We start from the raw sequence: 16,408 nt of genomic DNA, 5'->3' as shown, positions 1-16,408 counted from the left end.
GCTTAACCCAAGAAACATTTTACATCATTACCCTAGAAACTTTCGAAAAAGCCTTCAAATTTATAATTTTGGAGGCTTTTTTGTATTCCCTACTCACCAATAAAAATAGGAGCTTCATAAGGAGCTTCCACTCCTACTTCAATAATAATATATTCACCACTACACAAGCTAGCTGCATACGCCTTCGCCTGACTCATCGTTGAACCAGATGTAGATGCACCACCCCCACCTTTGCATCTAATCGTTATATAATTACCTCCACCAATCATTTTCATTTCATCTTTACTTAAGAATTCTACTGAGTCTAAATTAAATTTCATAATAACACTAAATAATTAAATTTTACCTACTCTATTTTAGCTTTTCGGTTGCCGCCTTATTTATATCAAACCAATAACCAACGTCTAAAATAAACAAAAAACTCTATAAAATAGCTTTTCCTTTACCCGAAATAAACTTACAAAAAACCTCAACAATATCCATCTTGAAAATCATTTTTAAATTTTCTCTTTAATAATCACACTTGATTATTCCCCTAAAATGATTCTGACTTGCCTAATAAAAGCGAACTGAATCAATAAAATTCCACCTTGCGTTTTTTTCTACACAAATCACTCCATCCTAATTTTAAGCTTGTAGAACTTATTGCCCCTCAAACATAAATTTAACAAATACCATAACTTTTAGAATAAAAAAACACAAATAGAAAAAATATTGCAAAAATATTGCATTATCATGCGTAAATATTGCTAAACATGAAAATAAATTATATATATTTGGCTGTTAATTATAACCACAACAACCTATAAAACATTAAATTATGAAGAAAAAACCACCATTTTCAAGCCTCTCTGGCAAAAATAGCATTAAAGAAAATCGCAAATATTTTGCAATAAAAAAGCAGCATTTTGAAAACTCCTAACAAAAAATATTTTCCTGAGTAAGAATTACCAAAACTATAATTTAAAGCAAATTAACAGTAAAATAATCTCACTCTTTGCTTACGTAAATCATTAAAAGTCAAACAAACCAATTGAGACCTCTAGCAGAATTACAAAACAAGCAAACCAACAATTTACAATACACTAACTAAAACCACTATAATGAAACAAACTATTTTAATGATTATATTTTTTTTCACTGCGCAAATAACCCTTGCGCAAGTAAATACAGTCAAAGGAACCGTTACCGATTCTAATGGCATATCACTACCCGGAGCTTCAATAGCCATAAAAGATGAAAAAAGAGGTGTAACTACCGACTTTGACGGTAAGTTTTCTGTAGAAGTACAAAAAGGAAAAACGTTGATTATTTCATTTCTAGGACTAGAAACAAAAAATGTTGTTGTAGGAGATTCCAAAACAATCAACATACAATTAAATGAGGCTGCCGCAACCGCCCTTTCTGGCGTAGTAGTAACAGCTTTAGGAATAAAAAGAGAAAGAAAGGAACTTGGTTATTCTTTTCAAGATATAAAAGGAAAAGAATTAGCCGATAATCCAACAGTTAGTATTGCTCAATCACTATACGGAAAAGTTGCTGGAGTAAACGTTTCTCAAACAGCTGCAGGTATAGGCGGTAGCTCACGTATTGTAATAAGAGGAAACAGATCAGTAAGCGGAGATAACCAACCTCTATACATAGTAGATGGAGTTACTTTAGGAAATACAGGATTAGCAGGAATTACAGACCCTAAAGCTGGAGTATATGCCGATGGATTAGATAATGGAGACGGATTATCCAGCATAAACATGGATGATATTGAAAATATTTCTGTTTTAAAAGGCGGAGCTGCCAGTGCGCTTTATGGAGAACGTGGCGCCAATGGAGTAATTGTAATTACAACAAAAAAAGGAAAAAGAAACTCTTTGAAAGCCGAATGGAACAGCACAACCACATTTGATCAGGTTAGCACAAAATACAAAGATTTCCAAACACAATACGGTACAGGATCAGACGGACAACTTCCAAACCCCAATGATCTTAACAGTATTCAAAATAACACAACAAGTGCTTGGGGACCAAAATTTGGATCTCCAGATGTTATGGTAAGAATTTTTGATGGCTCTTACAAACCGTATCAAAATGTAAAAAACAACATAAAAGATTTTTTTAGAACCGGTGTTACTATAAACAACAGCTTAAGTATTTCGGGAGGTGGCGAGAATACCACTTATCGGGTAAGTTATTCCAATCTAAACGCAACAGATGTTATACCAAAAAGCGATTTAAAGAGAAATACATTCTCATTGGGTGTAAATTCTCAGATGAAAAAGCTAACAATCGATGCTAAATTTAGCTACATTGTAGAAGACACCAATAACAGACCTGCTTTAGGAGATGACTCCAGCAACCTTGGGTTATCCGTAGCTGCATTGGCCCCTAACATTGACCAGGCTTGGTTAAAAAATTACGAAGACGAAAACGGAAACTACCGCCTCTGGAACTCAAATGGTTATCGATTAAACCCTTATTTCGTAATAAATGAAAATAAAAACGAAACTAAAAAAAACAGAATAATAGGTAATTTCAGCGCAACCTATGCTTTTACAAGTTGGTTAAGCGCAACGGGAAGAGCAGGAATTGACAGATTTAATTTTAAAGGATTCGACTTTGTAAATGCTGGAACCACATGGCCAGGAAGAGAAAAAGGTTCTTTAGTTAATAACGACATTACATTTCAGGAATACAATACCGAAGCTATATTAAATGCTCAAAAATCAATAGGCGATTTTAATATATCTTTAGGAGTAGGTGCCAATCAGCGTGTTTCTCAAAGAATCGTCACAGGCAGCACTCTTACCGACATGATTATTAAAGGCGAAAACAAGCAATCCAATTTCCTTTCAAGTGTTTTAAATCCAAAAACAAATGACGAAATACTTGTACGCTCATTATACACCTATTTAAGAGCTAATTACAAAAATTATTTATTTTTAGACTTTACAGGTCGTAATGACTGGAACTCAACATTAGCCTCTGCTGCTAGCTCTGATTACAACAACAATTATTCATTTTTCTACCCATCAGTTTCTTCAAGTTTCATTTTTACCGATGGTTTAAATATAAACAGTGATGTATTAACCTTTGGAAAAATAAGGGCTTCATGGGCAGGAACTGCAAAAGCATTAGAAACACCGTACGCTACAGCCCTAACTTACAATATACAAGCAAAACCCTTATTAGGAAACCCTATTGGATCGGTAAACACCAATATCGTACCTAACAATACACTAAAACCAGAATTTACAACCAGTTATGAAGTAGGAGCCGATTTAGGATTCTTTAAAAATCGTTTAGAAATAGACCTTTCTTATTACTACACAAAAACAAAAGACCAGTTAATCATACTAAACACCTCACAAACATCTGGTTATACTGGAGCTAATGCTAATGCCGGAACTGTAGAAAACAAAGGCATTGAAGCCCTAGTAAAAGCTGGAATCTTTAGAAACGAAAATGGTTTTAATTGGGATCTAACTTTCAACTTTGCTAAAAACAAAAATACTTTATTAGAATTAACAGGAGATACCGATACACAAGTAGTATCTAATGCAAGATGGGCAGGAGCTCAAATTGTAGCTAAAGTAGGAGAAAGTTCAACCGAAATTTATGGTAGAAAATTTGAAAGATCCCCTGATGGGAAAGTTATCATAGGCACAAATGGACTTCCTGTACTAACACAAACATTTGAAAGTTTAGGTCGAGTAGCACCAGATTGGATTGGCGGGATTACCAATGAATTTTCATACAAAGGAATTAGCTTAAGTGCCAATATGGATATGAAATTTGGAGGCAAAATGTATTCCATGACCAATGCCTACGCTGGCAGTACTGGATTATCAAATGAAACATTAGAAGGAAGGGAAGAATATAATGGATGGGTTGCCGAACAACTAGCCGCTGGAAAAACACCTGGCGACATAGAAAAATTAACTCCCACAGCTGGACTCATAGTACAAGGTGTTAAAGAAATAAGAGACGGAAGTGGCTCTATAACTGGATACGAAAACAACACTACACCAGTTAATCCCCAAAACTATTGGAGAAGTTTATACGGAGAGACTACCACTGCAGAACCATTCATTTACGATGCTTCATATGTAAAATTAAGAGAAGCATCTTTAGGCTATGAGTTTCCAAAAAAATGGCTAAAAGGCACAGGATTCGACAGATTTAAATTCTCTGTTATTGCGAGAAATTTGTGGACCATTTATTCCAAAGTACCAAACATAGACCCAGAATCAACTTATACAAGTGGCAACGGACAAGGTTTTGAATACGGATCTTTACCATACAGAAGATCATATGGTTTTAACTTACAATTATCTTTCTAACAATCTAATTTCATCAAAATGAAAAAACACATAATACAATTGCCAAAATATGCTTTAGGTGCAATTTTACTACTTACCACAATTAATTGTGCCGACGACGAACTATTTAGTGATACGAATACAAACCCAGAAGCTTTTGTAAGCATAGACCCCGCAATACAAATAACCGGAGTAGAAGCAGGATTATCTGGCGCATGGTTTGAGCAATGGAGGGCCAATCTTATATATGGTGAAGGCTTAATACAGCATCTGGCTGGTTCTTGGCCCACAACTACTTTTGGTTCTTTTTATGCCGCAAATGCCGAGTACCAATCAGCACTTTGGACTTCTAATTACGGAGGAGGAATTGTACGTAATCTAGTAGATGTTCTCGAAAAAACAAATGGGAAAGCAGAATACAGCAATCAAAATGCTGTTGCAAAAGTCTTAAAAGTAATGGTATTCCAACGTTTAACCGATTTATATGGAGATGTTCCATATTCTGAAGCAGGCTTAGGTTATTACCAAAAGATTTTCTATCCTAAATACGATAATCAAAAAGACATTTATACAAACTTTTTTAAACTTTTGGACGAAGCTCAAGCACAAATGCAATCTGGAACTGACCCAATAAAAGGGGACCTTTTTTATGCAGGCGACGTAGTCAAATGGAAAAAAATGATCAACTCTCTTAGATTGCGTTGTGCAATGAGAATATCCAAAGTAGATGCTGTATTGGCAAAAGAACAAATTCAAAAAGCAGTTACTAATGGAATATTTATCAGCAATGAAGACAACTGCTACATGAAACATGATTCCTCTCCTCGTGAAACAACTGGTGCCTTAAACAATGGAAACGGAATGTCTCATGCATTAAAAGGACCTGGTTCAGTTCAGGAGCGTCCAACCAATACCTTAATAAGTGCATTAGAGAATGATCCTAGAAAAAAAATATGGTTTTTACCAAATGCAACTGGAAACTACGTAGGATTAAATCCAAATAACACCAGATCAAATCATCCAGGTCCAGGTGCAGATGCAGATCTATCAACCCTACAGCCTTATTTGTACGAAAATAGCGCACCTTACTTACATCTTACCTACTCAGAAATGATGTTACTGCTCGCCGAAGCTTCTTTTAAAGGTCTATATACCGGAGACACACAAGATTATTACAAAAAGGGGATTGAAGCAGGAATCAGACAGTGGTCTATTTTTAAAGACGCAAGCATAATTGACAATAATGCAGTTACAGCTTTTGTAGCCACAAAGACTCTTACACCTGGAAAAGAAATAGAAGAAATAGCAACACAACAATGGCTTACCTTATTTCTTAACGGAATGGAAGCTTACAGCAATTACAGACGAACAAACTTTCCTATTCTTGTCCCGATAACAAATAATAACTCTAGTACAGGTGGAGTTATCCCAAAAAGAATGCCTTATCCTGTAGAAGAATCAACCAGCAACAAAGAAAATTTCCTGGCTGCAAGCGCAAAATACAACAATAACAATTGGTTATCCAAAGTTTGGTGGGATGTTGACTAATTCCTAAAAATTAATTAGCGTAGCATTTTATCACAAAAAAAATATTACTATCCGTAATTTACATGAATTACGGGTAGTAATATAATATCTAAGACTAACAAGAACTACAAATCTGTTATTATAAACTGATCTCTATCATTTAGAAAATCAAGTTTTTTTCTTGTTTCAAGCATTTTTTCTTTATCTAGTTCAACGATAAAAACACCTTCTCCTTCTTGTGGTTCAATTAAATATTCCCCAAGAAAATCAACAACTTGCGAATGCCCAATGTGCTCGAATTGATGATAATCCAAACCAACTCTATTTACACCAATAGAATAACACACGTTTTCGATAGCTCGCGCTTTTAACAATGTATCCCATGCATTTGTACGGATTTTTGGCCAATTGGCAACATACAACAACAAATCGTATGATTCGGTATTTCTGGAAAAAACAGGAAATCTAAGATCATAACAAATAAGCGGACAAATTTTCCAACCTAAATAATCTACAATTAATTTCTGAGTTCCTTTTGCGTACACTTTATCTTCACCTGCAAGGGTAAACAAATGACGCTTATCATAATGCTGTATTTCACCTGAAGGAAAAACAAATAATAATCGGTTATAAAAATTTCCGTTTTCTTCAATTACCAAACTTCCGGTAATCGCTGTTTTTTTAGCTTTAGCTAAAGACTGAATCCACAAAACAGTTTCCCCTTGCATTGTTTCAGCCACATGAGAAGGATTCATAGTAAACCCTGTAGAAAACATTTCCGAAAGAACAATTAAATGAACCTCATCTGGAATTTCATTGATTTTTTGCTCGAAGAATTTTCGGTTTTCCTTGGGATCTTCCCAATGAAGTGTCGTTTGGATTAATGCAATTTTCATATTGTAAAAATACTCTTTTTAAAATAAAAAATTCTACTCCTCCATCATTTTCAAAAACTTGAATCCTAAAAGTGCTCATACCCAATAAATATTACACTTTTTGGAAGAAAAAAACATTATACAAAAATATATTGCAAAATTATTGCAATATATTTGCAAAAATATTGCTAAGTGTGAAGATAAATTATATATATTTGAAAACTAATCAAAAACCAAAAAATACTAAAACAATGAAAACCAGAAAATTATGAAAACAAAACTATTAACTCTAGCATTTATTGGGGGAATGGCATTTTCAATAAATGCTCACGAACTTGCAATAAAAAAGCATGTTTTCGAACAAAGCACCAATCAAATCGAGATTACCGGTAAAGTAGTAGGTCAAGATGACGGAATGCCAATTGCCGGAGCAACTATATATACAAAAAGCAATAACAGAATAGCAACAATTACGGATGAAAATGGAAACTTTAAATTAAACGTACCCGAAAACGAAAATTTTATTGTTGTTAACTATATGGGCTACACTACAATCGAATTTAAAATAACCGGTACAAATGAATTATTTATAAAATTAAAACCATCCGAAAATGTTTTAGATCAAGTTTTCGTTACTGCCTTAGGGGTTAAAAAAGTGAGCAAATCTCTAACATATGCCGTAACAGAACTAAAAGGATCTGATTTTAACAAGGCAAAAGAAGCCAATATATCAAATGCTTTAGTTGGTAAGATTGCTGGAGTAAATGTTAGCAGTACAGCAACAGGTCCAAACGGCTCAACCAGAGTTGTAATACGAGGAAACGGTTCTTTAAACGGGAACAATCAGCCCATGTATGTTGTAAATGATTTACCAATAGACAACACGCAACTTAACCTGCCAGTTACCAATAATGCTCCCGGTTCTCCAAAAATAAATGTTGACAGAGGAGATGGAACTGCATTAATAAACCCAGACGACATTAAGTCTATAACAGTACTTAAAGGAGGAACTGCCGCAGCTTTATATGGTGCTAACGCAGCCAATGGAGTAATTTTAATTCAAACTAAAAGAGGTGGCGCACAAAAAGGCATCGGAATAGATTACAATACTTCATTTACACTAGAAACGCCCGCAGTTATCCCAGATTGGCAATATGAATACGGAGCTGGAGATGCAGGTAAAAAACCCTTAACACAAAATGAAGCTATAGCTACAGGACGCTGGTCTTGGGGAGCTAAAATGGATGGAACAGATGTAGTTCAATTTGACGGAGTAAAAAGACCCTATAGCCCACAAAAAAATAATATTAAAAACTTTTACAGACCGGGAACCACATACATAAACTCAATCGCATTATCCGGAGGTAACGACAAAGCAAGTGGCCGTCTTTCGTTTTCAAACATGGATAGCGAGAGTATTGTACCTAACTCAACTTTTAATCGCAAAACAATCAATTTAGCAAGTAATGTAAACTTAACCGATTGGTTAAAGTTTGATGTAGTAACACAATACAATCTGGAAAAATCAAATAACAGACCAACTGTATCAGATGCTGAAGCAAATCCAAACTGGGGAACCTATTTAATTGCAAATACTGTAGACATAAGAACCTTAGCACCTGGATACGATGAAAACGGAAAGGAAGTAGCATGGAACCCTGTTCCTGTTGCTACGAATCCTCAATTTGTTGTGAATAGAATCAAAAACAGCGATACCAAAAACCGTTTTGTAGGGATGGCAAACGTAAAACTAAATTTCACTCGTGATTTATTTTTACAAGGACGTATTGGTCAAGATTACACAAACTATGAATTCTTTGGATACATCCCTAAAACATCTCTAAACACTCCAGATGGATATGCTCAGGGTTCAAAAATGATATTATCTAATCTCAACTCCGAAGCAATCCTTAATTACACCAAGAAAAACATCTACAGAGGAATTTCGTTAAGCTCATTTATAGGAGTTAACTCAAGAACTACAGTAAGAAATGAAGTAAGAGTGGACGGAACAGGATTTGTTCTGGACGATTTCTACTCTCTAACAAACCTAAAAACTGTAAGCTACACATATCCGTATGGAAAAACAAAAACCAACTCTGTTTACGGCGCATTAGATTTAGACTATAAGAATGTATTCTTTTTAAATTTCACCGGACGTCAGGACTGGTTCTCTACCCTTTCCAAAGAGAACAATACCGTTTTCTACCCTTCTATTGGATCTAGCTTAATCGTTTCGGATGTATTGACAATGCCAAGCTGGATTTCATTTGCAAAATTAAGAGGTTCGTGGGCACAAGTAGGTGGAGCAACTCCGGATCCGTACGCATTAAATCCTTCATACTCTATGACTCAAGGCGGGCATAATGGTCAACAATTACAAGCTCCAACTAGCTCAAGAGTACCGAGTCCTACATTAAGCCCTTTAACTTCGACAACATTTGAAGTAGGTACAGACTTAGGTTTTTTCAACAATCGCATGAATATTGATTTTGCTTGGTACAATCGCGCCACCACCAATGACATTGTAGAAACGACTATCTCTAATGCTTCCGGAGCAAGTACTTCGCTGTTAAATATTGGAAAAATGAGAAATGAGGGTGTTGAACTATTAATTAATGGAAAAATTATGAGTACAGAAAATTTCTCATGGGACGCAACCTTCAACGGATCTTATAACAAAAACACTGTTGAAACACTAACCGATGAATTATCTTCGATAACAATGGCATCATCGGTCAATAATTACGCAACTATTACAAGCGATGTTGGCAGACCTTATAGCATAATAAAAGGATACAAACCTCTTAAAGACGCAAATGGAAATACTGTTTATAATGTAAGTGGAGGCTCGGCAACCATAGAAAGAGGACCTCTTGAAGAATTAGGCCAGGGAGTACATCCATGGGGAGTGGGACTAAGTAATGAATTTAGATGCAAAGCAATAACATTCAGCTTCTTAATAGATGCCAAGTTTGGAGGCAGCTTATACTCTGGTACCGACTTATATGGTACACGCATGGGATTAACCAAACTTACTCTGGAAGGACGTGAAAACGGTTTACCAATAAAAGGAGTCGATAAAAACGGAGGAACTGTAGACATGGTTATTGCACCTGAAAACTTAAGAACCTATTATGATGGATTAAAAAACATAACATCGGATTTTGTTTATGATGCAAGTTTTGTAAAATTGAGACAAGTAATCATAGGATACCAATTGCCTATTAACAGAATAAAAGGATTATCCAAAATCCAAGGAGCATCTATTTCATTTGTTTCGCGAAACTTATTCATTCTTTACAAGAAGACTCCAAACGTAGATCCTGAATCAGTTTTTAGCGCTGGTAATGCTCAAGGTATAGAACAATTTGGTGTGCCAAGAACCAGAAGCTTTGGTTTAAGTTTAAATGTTAAAATATAAAATTAAAAAACATGAAAAAGATAACAACCCTATATATAGCAGGTATCCTTTTATTAAGTATGTCTGGCTGCACCAAAGATTTTGAGGAAACCAATACAAATCCAAATGCAGTAGATAAACCTACTCCAAATTTTATATTCAGCAGATCTCAGCTTGACGGCTTAAACAATAATTATTTTTTCACTTCAATCCTGGAATGTGGTCAAATGATGCAGCATTATTCAACTTACAAAGAAGCATCGGGAGCCGGAGATAAATACCTTGATAATGAAGTATATTACTCAGCCTTTTTTGCACGAATATATCCAAATTCAATAAACGAAGTAACTATTGTAATAAATACATTAAAGAATAATCCGAATGATAGCAACAGATTAAATATTGCCAGAATCTGGAGAGCTTATCTCTTTCACCGCATTACAGATTTATATGGAGACGTTCCATACTCTGAAGCCGCAAAAGGGAATTCGGAACTGCTTTTTTTACCTAAATACGATAGTCAGGAATTTATATATAAAGATTTACTAAAAGAACTGGATGAATCCGCAGTAGCATTGGATGCAAATAAACCTAGTTTTGGAGGAGCCGATTTAATATACAACGGAGATATTAATAAATGGAAGAAATTTTCCTATTCATTAATGCTTCGTTTAGGAATGAGATTATCCAAAGTTGACCCAGCACTTTCTAAAACTTGGGTAAACAAAGCAATTGCCGGTGGAGTAATCCTTAATACTGGCGATAACGCCATAATGAAATATACCGATGGTCCAAACGATATAAATCGTAATCCTTCGGCTTTGGATCCAATAAGTCTTGATTACGGAAAATCATCTTATGGTCAAAAAAATAGTGAAGGCGGAAAACTTAGCAAAACCTTTATCGATGTATTAAAAGCAACTAATGATCCTAGGATTAGTATATATGCCGGTGTTTGGCAAGGCACGGTTCAGAACACAAGTCCAGCTGTACAAAAAGGCTTCCCGAACGGAACAAAAATAGCACCAACTCCAATTGAGCAAGCGACTTACTCTGAACCGAACCAAAATACTGTTCTTAAAGTTGATTCCCCTCTTATTATAATTAGCAATGCCGAGACTAATTTATATCTGACCGAAGCAGCAATCAGAGGATGGTACACAGGAGAAAGCGATCAGAGTTTATATGAAAAAGCTGTAAAAGCCTCTTTCCTAAACGCAGGAATTTACGGCGTTTCTTATGCTATAACAGATGCAACCCCATATTTAACCGCAAATCCATATTTAGCAGGCGGCACATTTGATCAAAAAATGAATCAGATACATACCCAATTCTGGATTGCTTTATATGTAGATGAGCAAGAAGTTTATGCAAACTGGAGAAGAACCGGCTACCCAATATTAACTCCCGTGAACTTTCCCGGAAACGTGACAAACGGCACAATACCAAGACGCTTTAAGTACCCAACTGCCGAATATTCAGTTAATTCTGCTAATTTAGCTGAAGCCATAAAACGTCAGGGCAGCGACACTTTTACAACAAGAATGTGGTGGGATAAACAATAACAATACAGTAAATAAATGAGTATTTTAATTCTCTCGGCATGCATTATTTTTTTAGTGCTACAAATAACATGGTTTAAGATTAACCCATTTATTGCCTTTATCATAACATCTTTATTGGCAGGCTTCGCATTGGGCCTGCCTATAACAACATTAACAGGAACTGTTCAAAAAGGTTTAGGCGACATGCTTGGATCGATAACACTAATCATCATTTTTGGTACATGCATTGGCAAATTAACAGTTTCATCCGGAGCTGCATCTGTGATTGCAAAAACTGTCATGAGCTGGACGGGAGAAAAATACGTGCGTCTGGGCTTAATGATTACAGGGTTTATTGTTGGGATTCCGTTGTTTTACAGCGTTGGCTTTATACTCCTGATACCCTTAATATTTTCTGTCGCCAACCAGTTTAAACTCCCTAAGGTTTATATAGCCATCCCGATGCTCGCATCACTTTCGGTTGCACATGGTTTCTTGCCTCCACACCCATCACCTATGGCGTTGAGCAATATACTAAATGCTGATATTGGATTGGTTTTAACCTACGGAATCATTGTTTCTATTCCCACTATTCTTATTGCAGGTTTACTCTTTTCGAACACACTTAAAAATATTAAATCCGATGATAAAAATACCATTGTTCCAACAGAAGAACCTATAAATCTAGCATCAAAACCTAGTTTTTTTACTAGCATAACATCCTCTCTATTTCCTGTTTTTGGTTTAACGATTACTTCTTTACTACCATTAATCTGGAAAAATGAGCAAGTAGCTGTGATATGTCAAACGCTAGGAGAGCCAAGTATTATAATGCTAATCTCATTAATAATTTGCACCTATACATTGGGCATTAAAATAGGTAAAAACATGAAAACCATCATGGACGAGTATGGAGTTGCGATTAAAGACGTTGTCTTGATAATACTTATAATCGGTGGAGCCGGAAGTCTAAAAGAAGTAATGATGGTGAGCGGCGTTAGCCATACTATCGTTGATTGTTTAATAAAAATAGACATCCATCCCTACTTGCTTGCTTGGTTAATAGCCGCATTAATACGTATTTGTATTGGCTCTGCAACTGCTGCCGGCTTAATGACCGCCAGCGTTCTGTTGCCTTTGTTACAACTAGACGGACTTGATGCCAACCTACTAGTATTATCTATAGGAGCCGGTAGCCTAATGTGTTCTCATGTAAACGACCCAGGCTTCTGGATGTTCAAAGAATATTTTGGCACCAGCATGAAAGACACAATTAAATCATGGACAGTAATGGAATCATTGGTATCTGTCCTTGGAATTATTTTTATTTTTATATTAAACACTTTTATACACTAAATATTATGAACTTATTGCCACAAGAAAAATTCGAAGCGCTCGGCTTAACATTACCCCCAGCGCCAATGCCTCTTGGAATATACAAACCATTTTTAATAGATGGAAAATACCTATATTTATCTGGACATGGCCCTGTAAGAGACGATAAATCACTAATCATAGGACGAATTGGGGAAGACATGGATATTGAAGAAGGAAAACTGGCAGCAAGACAAGTAGGACTAACTATGTTATCGACTATTGTCACTAATTTTGATAGTCTGAACGCCGTAAAAAGAGTCATAAAAGTACTTGGCATGGTCAATTGCAGTTCGGATTTTTTAAGACACCCATACATAATTAATGGATGTAGTGAATTATTTGCCGAAGTATGGGGACAAGAAAGCGGGATCGGAGTAAGAAGCGCAGTAGGAATGGGTTCATTACCTGATAGTATACCTGTTGAGGTAGAAGCTATTTTTGAATTATATTAAAACAATAGATACATATCAAAAAAATATTTTTCTTCCGATGAGATGAAAAATGGCTTCTTGACAATCAAATTTTAAATACTTTTTAGAAAAAATGAAATCGAAAATTCCACAAACAAAAATTGCAACATTTGGCGAACTTTTATTACGGATGGGTGTACCTAATGGCAGCCGATTTACACAAGCCAAAGAAATGCAGGTTCATATAGGAGGCGCCGAAGCAAATGTTTGTGTATTACTTTCGCAATTAGGCATAAATACCAATTACATAACACGTTTACCTAAAAATGATTTATCTCAACTTGCATTAAACGAGCTCCATAAATACAAAGTAGATACCACAGATTGTATTTATGGAGGAGATAGAATAGGTTTATATTTTATCGAATCTGGTAACCAAATCAGACAATCGCAAGTAATTTATGATCGTAGTAATTCGGCATTTGCAACAATTGATGAAAATGAAATTAATTGGGATGAAGTACTGGAAGACGCAACCCATTTTCATTGGTCAGGCATTAGCCCAGGAGTTTCAAACGAAGCCGGTTTAGTATGCAAAAAAGCAATACTATCTGCCCATCGTAAAGGCATAACAATATCATCCGACTTTAACTTTCGTACTAAATTATGGCAATACGGCAAAAAACCTTCTGAGATCATGCCCGAATTGCTTTATTATAGTACACTTACTGTTGCCGACTTAGATTCTGTCGAAATATATTTTGGTATTAAATCTGATAAAAATGATTCCGATTCCGATCGGTTTCTAAAAACGTACGAATTGCTAAAAGAGAAAATGCCATTTTTAAAAACACTGGCTATGAGTTTCAGAAAATCAGAAGGACAAACCCATTTGTACTCAGGCATGTTATTGCATGAAGGCAATTTTTACGAATCCAAAGAATACCTAATACACTTAGTAACCGACCAAATAGGGTCTGGAGATGCATTTACTGCAGGATTGCTTTACAGCCTGACAAACAATTTATCTGGACAAGAAACCATCGATTGGGCAACCGCCTGCGGAATAATAAAACAAAGTATTCCCGGTGATTTTGCCATCAGTACTTCAGAAGAAATAAGTCACTTTATTAAAAATGGCTCAAGCAACAGAATTAACAGATAAAACAGAGCTAACAACATGTATAATATTTTAAAAACGCAAGGAGTGCTTCCTTTAGTTACACAGATTGGGATTAAAACTGCTGAAATCATACTAAAATCTGCCTCAGATTCAGGAATTAAGATTATTGAATTTGCAGCACGTTCTAATGATGCAAAAGAAGTTTTTAGGCAAATGGTTAGCTATAGAAACACAAATAATCTGAACCTAAAACTGGCCGTTGGATCGGTTTTAACCGTAAATGATGCCGAAGCTTATCATAAACTAGGCGCAGATTGCATTATATGCCCACATACCGATCCCGAGATAGGGAATTATTGCTTTAAAAACAGCCTATACTGGATTCCAGGAGCCGCTACATTAAACGAAGTTCTTCATGCAAATAATCTAGGAGCCGAAATAGTAAAACTTTTCCCCGCCGATAAAATAGGCGGACCAGGTTATGTAAAATCCATAAAAGCTCCATTTCCTAATTTAAAATTAATGCCAACAGGAGGCGTAACATTAGAAGAGAGTAATTTAAAATCATGGTTTAAAGTAGGAGTCGTTTGCGTGGGGATTGGATCTCATTTTTTTTCACAAGAAATCTTATCTCAGTTAGATTATGAAACATCATTTCAAGCATTTAAAAATTTAATTGCTGTAGTCGAAAAATCAAGAAAATAAAGTCATGGAAAATAATTGGTGGAAAATAAACCCTAAGACACTTACAGACACACCTTTTTTGGCGCTTTATGTCGATCGTATTCGATACAATATCGAACACTTAATTGAATCTGTAAACGGTAATACTCAAAGATTAAGGCCACATATAAAAACACATAAGTTAGGAGAGATTCTGGATTTATATAAAACATATAAGATAAACAAAGTAAAATGCGCCACTATTGCCGAGGTCGAATTGTGTGCCATTCATAATGTTTCAGATATACTACTAGCCTACCAACCCACAGGATTAAAACAAAAACGCTGGATTACGTTACTACATAAATATTCTAGCCCTAATTTCTCAACTATTGTCGACAACATCGATACGGCAAATGAATTATCTGAGCTAGGCAAAAACTACAACCTAACTCTAAATATCTATCTTGACATAAATGCCGGAATGGATAGAACGGGTGTAGATTTTAAAAGCAATTGGGAAGATCTTGTTATTAGCATAACCCAGTTACCTAACATTAACTTTTTAGGATTACACATTTACGATGGTCATTTAAAAGGCACTATTGAGCAAAGAACCCAAGAAGCATCGGATACATTTAATCATATAACCAATAAACTTTCTACGCTTAAGCAAAAGTTAGGTCATGAACTAAAAATTATTGCTGGTGGCTCCAATACATTTCCGTTTTATGCCACTCAAGAAAATGTAGAATCTAGCCCAGGTACATTTGTATTCTGGGACATTAATTATCAAACTAATTTACCTGAGCAGAATTTTAAACCCGCAGCAGTATTAGTGGGAACAATTATTTCCAAACCTACAGAAAACACCTTATGTATCGATATTGGATACAAATCTGTAGCTTCAGAAAATCCATTAGACAAACGTTTAACCATTTTAAATGATGATAAATTAATACCAATATCACATTCCGAAGAACATTTGGTTCTTGAAAACAAAGGAAACAGAAAATACAAATTAGGAGAAACTATTTATGCGATCCCTTATCATATTTGCCCAACCTGCGCTTTATACGAAACCGTTCAAATCGTAAACTCCCAGCGAGATATTTATGATGAATGGACTGTTCTGGCTCGTAATAAAAAAATAAGTATTTAAAAATAAAC

The 16,408-nt window shown here is 35.4% G+C and carries 11 protein-coding genes; 9 read left to right on the top strand and 2 right to left on the bottom strand.

Annotation, left to right across the window (positions count from 1 at the left end; translation table 11 throughout):
- Positions 1–89: 89 nt before the first annotated feature.
- Positions 90–320, bottom strand: coding sequence for a hypothetical protein (locus OIU83_RS21430; protein ID WP_264208312.1), 231 nt, complete (start codon positions 318–320; stop codon positions 90–92).
- A gap of 783 nt (positions 321–1,103) precedes the next feature.
- Between OIU83_RS21430 and OIU83_RS21425 the strand changes: the two genes are divergently transcribed.
- Together OIU83_RS21425 and OIU83_RS21420 are read left to right on the top strand one after the other, a co-directional pair.
- Entirely contained in the window at positions 1,104–4,337 is a 3,234-nt protein-coding gene (locus tag OIU83_RS21425) for a SusC/RagA family TonB-linked outer membrane protein (RefSeq protein WP_264208311.1), read from the top strand.
- 18 nt (positions 4,338–4,355) lie between these two features.
- Positions 4,356–5,864, top strand: coding sequence for a SusD/RagB family nutrient-binding outer membrane lipoprotein (locus tag OIU83_RS21420; RefSeq protein ID WP_264208310.1), 1,509 nt, complete (start codon positions 4,356–4,358; stop codon positions 5,862–5,864).
- 104 nt (positions 5,865–5,968) lie between these two features.
- Here OIU83_RS21420 and OIU83_RS21415 read toward each other — a convergent pair whose 3' ends face one another.
- Entirely contained in the window at positions 5,969–6,739 is a 771-nt protein-coding gene (locus tag OIU83_RS21415) for a nitrilase family protein (protein ID WP_264208309.1), read from the bottom strand.
- 247 nt (positions 6,740–6,986) lie between these two features.
- Here OIU83_RS21415 and OIU83_RS21410 point away from each other — a divergent pair, with 247 nt between their 5' ends.
- From OIU83_RS21410 to OIU83_RS21380, 7 genes are all read left to right on the top strand, one after another.
- Complete coding sequence (locus OIU83_RS21410) at positions 6,987–10,142, top strand: SusC/RagA family TonB-linked outer membrane protein (RefSeq protein ID WP_264208308.1); 3,156 nt, start codon at positions 6,987–6,989, stop codon at positions 10,140–10,142.
- Positions 10,143–10,153: 11 nt separating this feature from the next.
- Positions 10,154–11,686, top strand: a complete 1,533-nt coding sequence (locus OIU83_RS21405) for a SusD/RagB family nutrient-binding outer membrane lipoprotein (RefSeq protein WP_264208307.1) — start codon at positions 10,154–10,156, stop codon at positions 11,684–11,686.
- A gap of 15 nt (positions 11,687–11,701) precedes the next feature.
- Entirely contained in the window at positions 11,702–13,021 is a 1,320-nt protein-coding gene (locus OIU83_RS21400) for a GntP family permease (protein ID WP_264208306.1), read from the top strand.
- A 5-nt stretch (positions 13,022–13,026) separates the two neighbouring features.
- A complete protein-coding gene (locus tag OIU83_RS21395; RefSeq protein ID WP_264208305.1) occupies positions 13,027–13,494 on the top strand; it encodes a RidA family protein in 468 nt (155 codons plus the stop codon).
- A gap of 91 nt (positions 13,495–13,585) precedes the next feature.
- Positions 13,586–14,617 carry a sugar kinase gene (locus OIU83_RS21390; RefSeq protein ID WP_264208304.1) on the top strand — a complete coding sequence of 344 codons (1,032 nt, stop codon included), beginning with the start codon at positions 13,586–13,588 and terminating at the stop codon, positions 14,615–14,617.
- Between the two features lie 15 nt (positions 14,618–14,632).
- Complete coding sequence (locus tag OIU83_RS21385; RefSeq protein ID WP_264208303.1) at positions 14,633–15,280, top strand: bifunctional 4-hydroxy-2-oxoglutarate aldolase/2-dehydro-3-deoxy-phosphogluconate aldolase; 648 nt, start codon at positions 14,633–14,635, stop codon at positions 15,278–15,280.
- A 4-nt stretch (positions 15,281–15,284) separates the two neighbouring features.
- Complete coding sequence (locus OIU83_RS21380) at positions 15,285–16,400, top strand: D-TA family PLP-dependent enzyme (protein WP_264208302.1); 1,116 nt, start codon at positions 15,285–15,287, stop codon at positions 16,398–16,400.
- Positions 16,401–16,408: the final 8 nt, after the last annotated feature.

Source organism: Flavobacterium shii (assembly GCF_025847235.1).
GTDB classification, from domain to species: domain Bacteria; phylum Bacteroidota; class Bacteroidia; order Flavobacteriales; family Flavobacteriaceae; genus Flavobacterium; species Flavobacterium shii.
The sequence above is the reverse complement of the archived record's forward strand: the minus strand, read 5'-3'. Positions and strand labels throughout refer to the sequence as shown.

Coding starts and splice junctions, on each gene's coding strand:
- OIU83_RS21430 (WP_264208312.1), bottom strand. CDS start 320: ATGAAATTTAATTTAGACTCAGTAGAATTCTTAAGTAAAGATGAAATG.
- OIU83_RS21425 (WP_264208311.1), top strand. CDS start 1,104: ATGAAACAAACTATTTTAATGATTATATTTTTTTTCACTGCGCAAATA.
- OIU83_RS21420 (WP_264208310.1), top strand. CDS start 4,356: ATGAAAAAACACATAATACAATTGCCAAAATATGCTTTAGGTGCAATT.
- OIU83_RS21415 (WP_264208309.1), bottom strand. CDS start 6,739: ATGAAAATTGCATTAATCCAAACGACACTTCATTGGGAAGATCCCAAG.
- OIU83_RS21410 (WP_264208308.1), top strand. CDS start 6,987: ATGAAAACAAAACTATTAACTCTAGCATTTATTGGGGGAATGGCATTT.
- OIU83_RS21405 (WP_264208307.1), top strand. CDS start 10,154: ATGAAAAAGATAACAACCCTATATATAGCAGGTATCCTTTTATTAAGT.
- OIU83_RS21400 (WP_264208306.1), top strand. CDS start 11,702: ATGAGTATTTTAATTCTCTCGGCATGCATTATTTTTTTAGTGCTACAA.
- OIU83_RS21395 (WP_264208305.1), top strand. CDS start 13,027: ATGAACTTATTGCCACAAGAAAAATTCGAAGCGCTCGGCTTAACATTA.
- OIU83_RS21390 (WP_264208304.1), top strand. CDS start 13,586: ATGAAATCGAAAATTCCACAAACAAAAATTGCAACATTTGGCGAACTT.
- OIU83_RS21385 (WP_264208303.1), top strand. CDS start 14,633: ATGTATAATATTTTAAAAACGCAAGGAGTGCTTCCTTTAGTTACACAG.
- OIU83_RS21380 (WP_264208302.1), top strand. CDS start 15,285: ATGGAAAATAATTGGTGGAAAATAAACCCTAAGACACTTACAGACACA.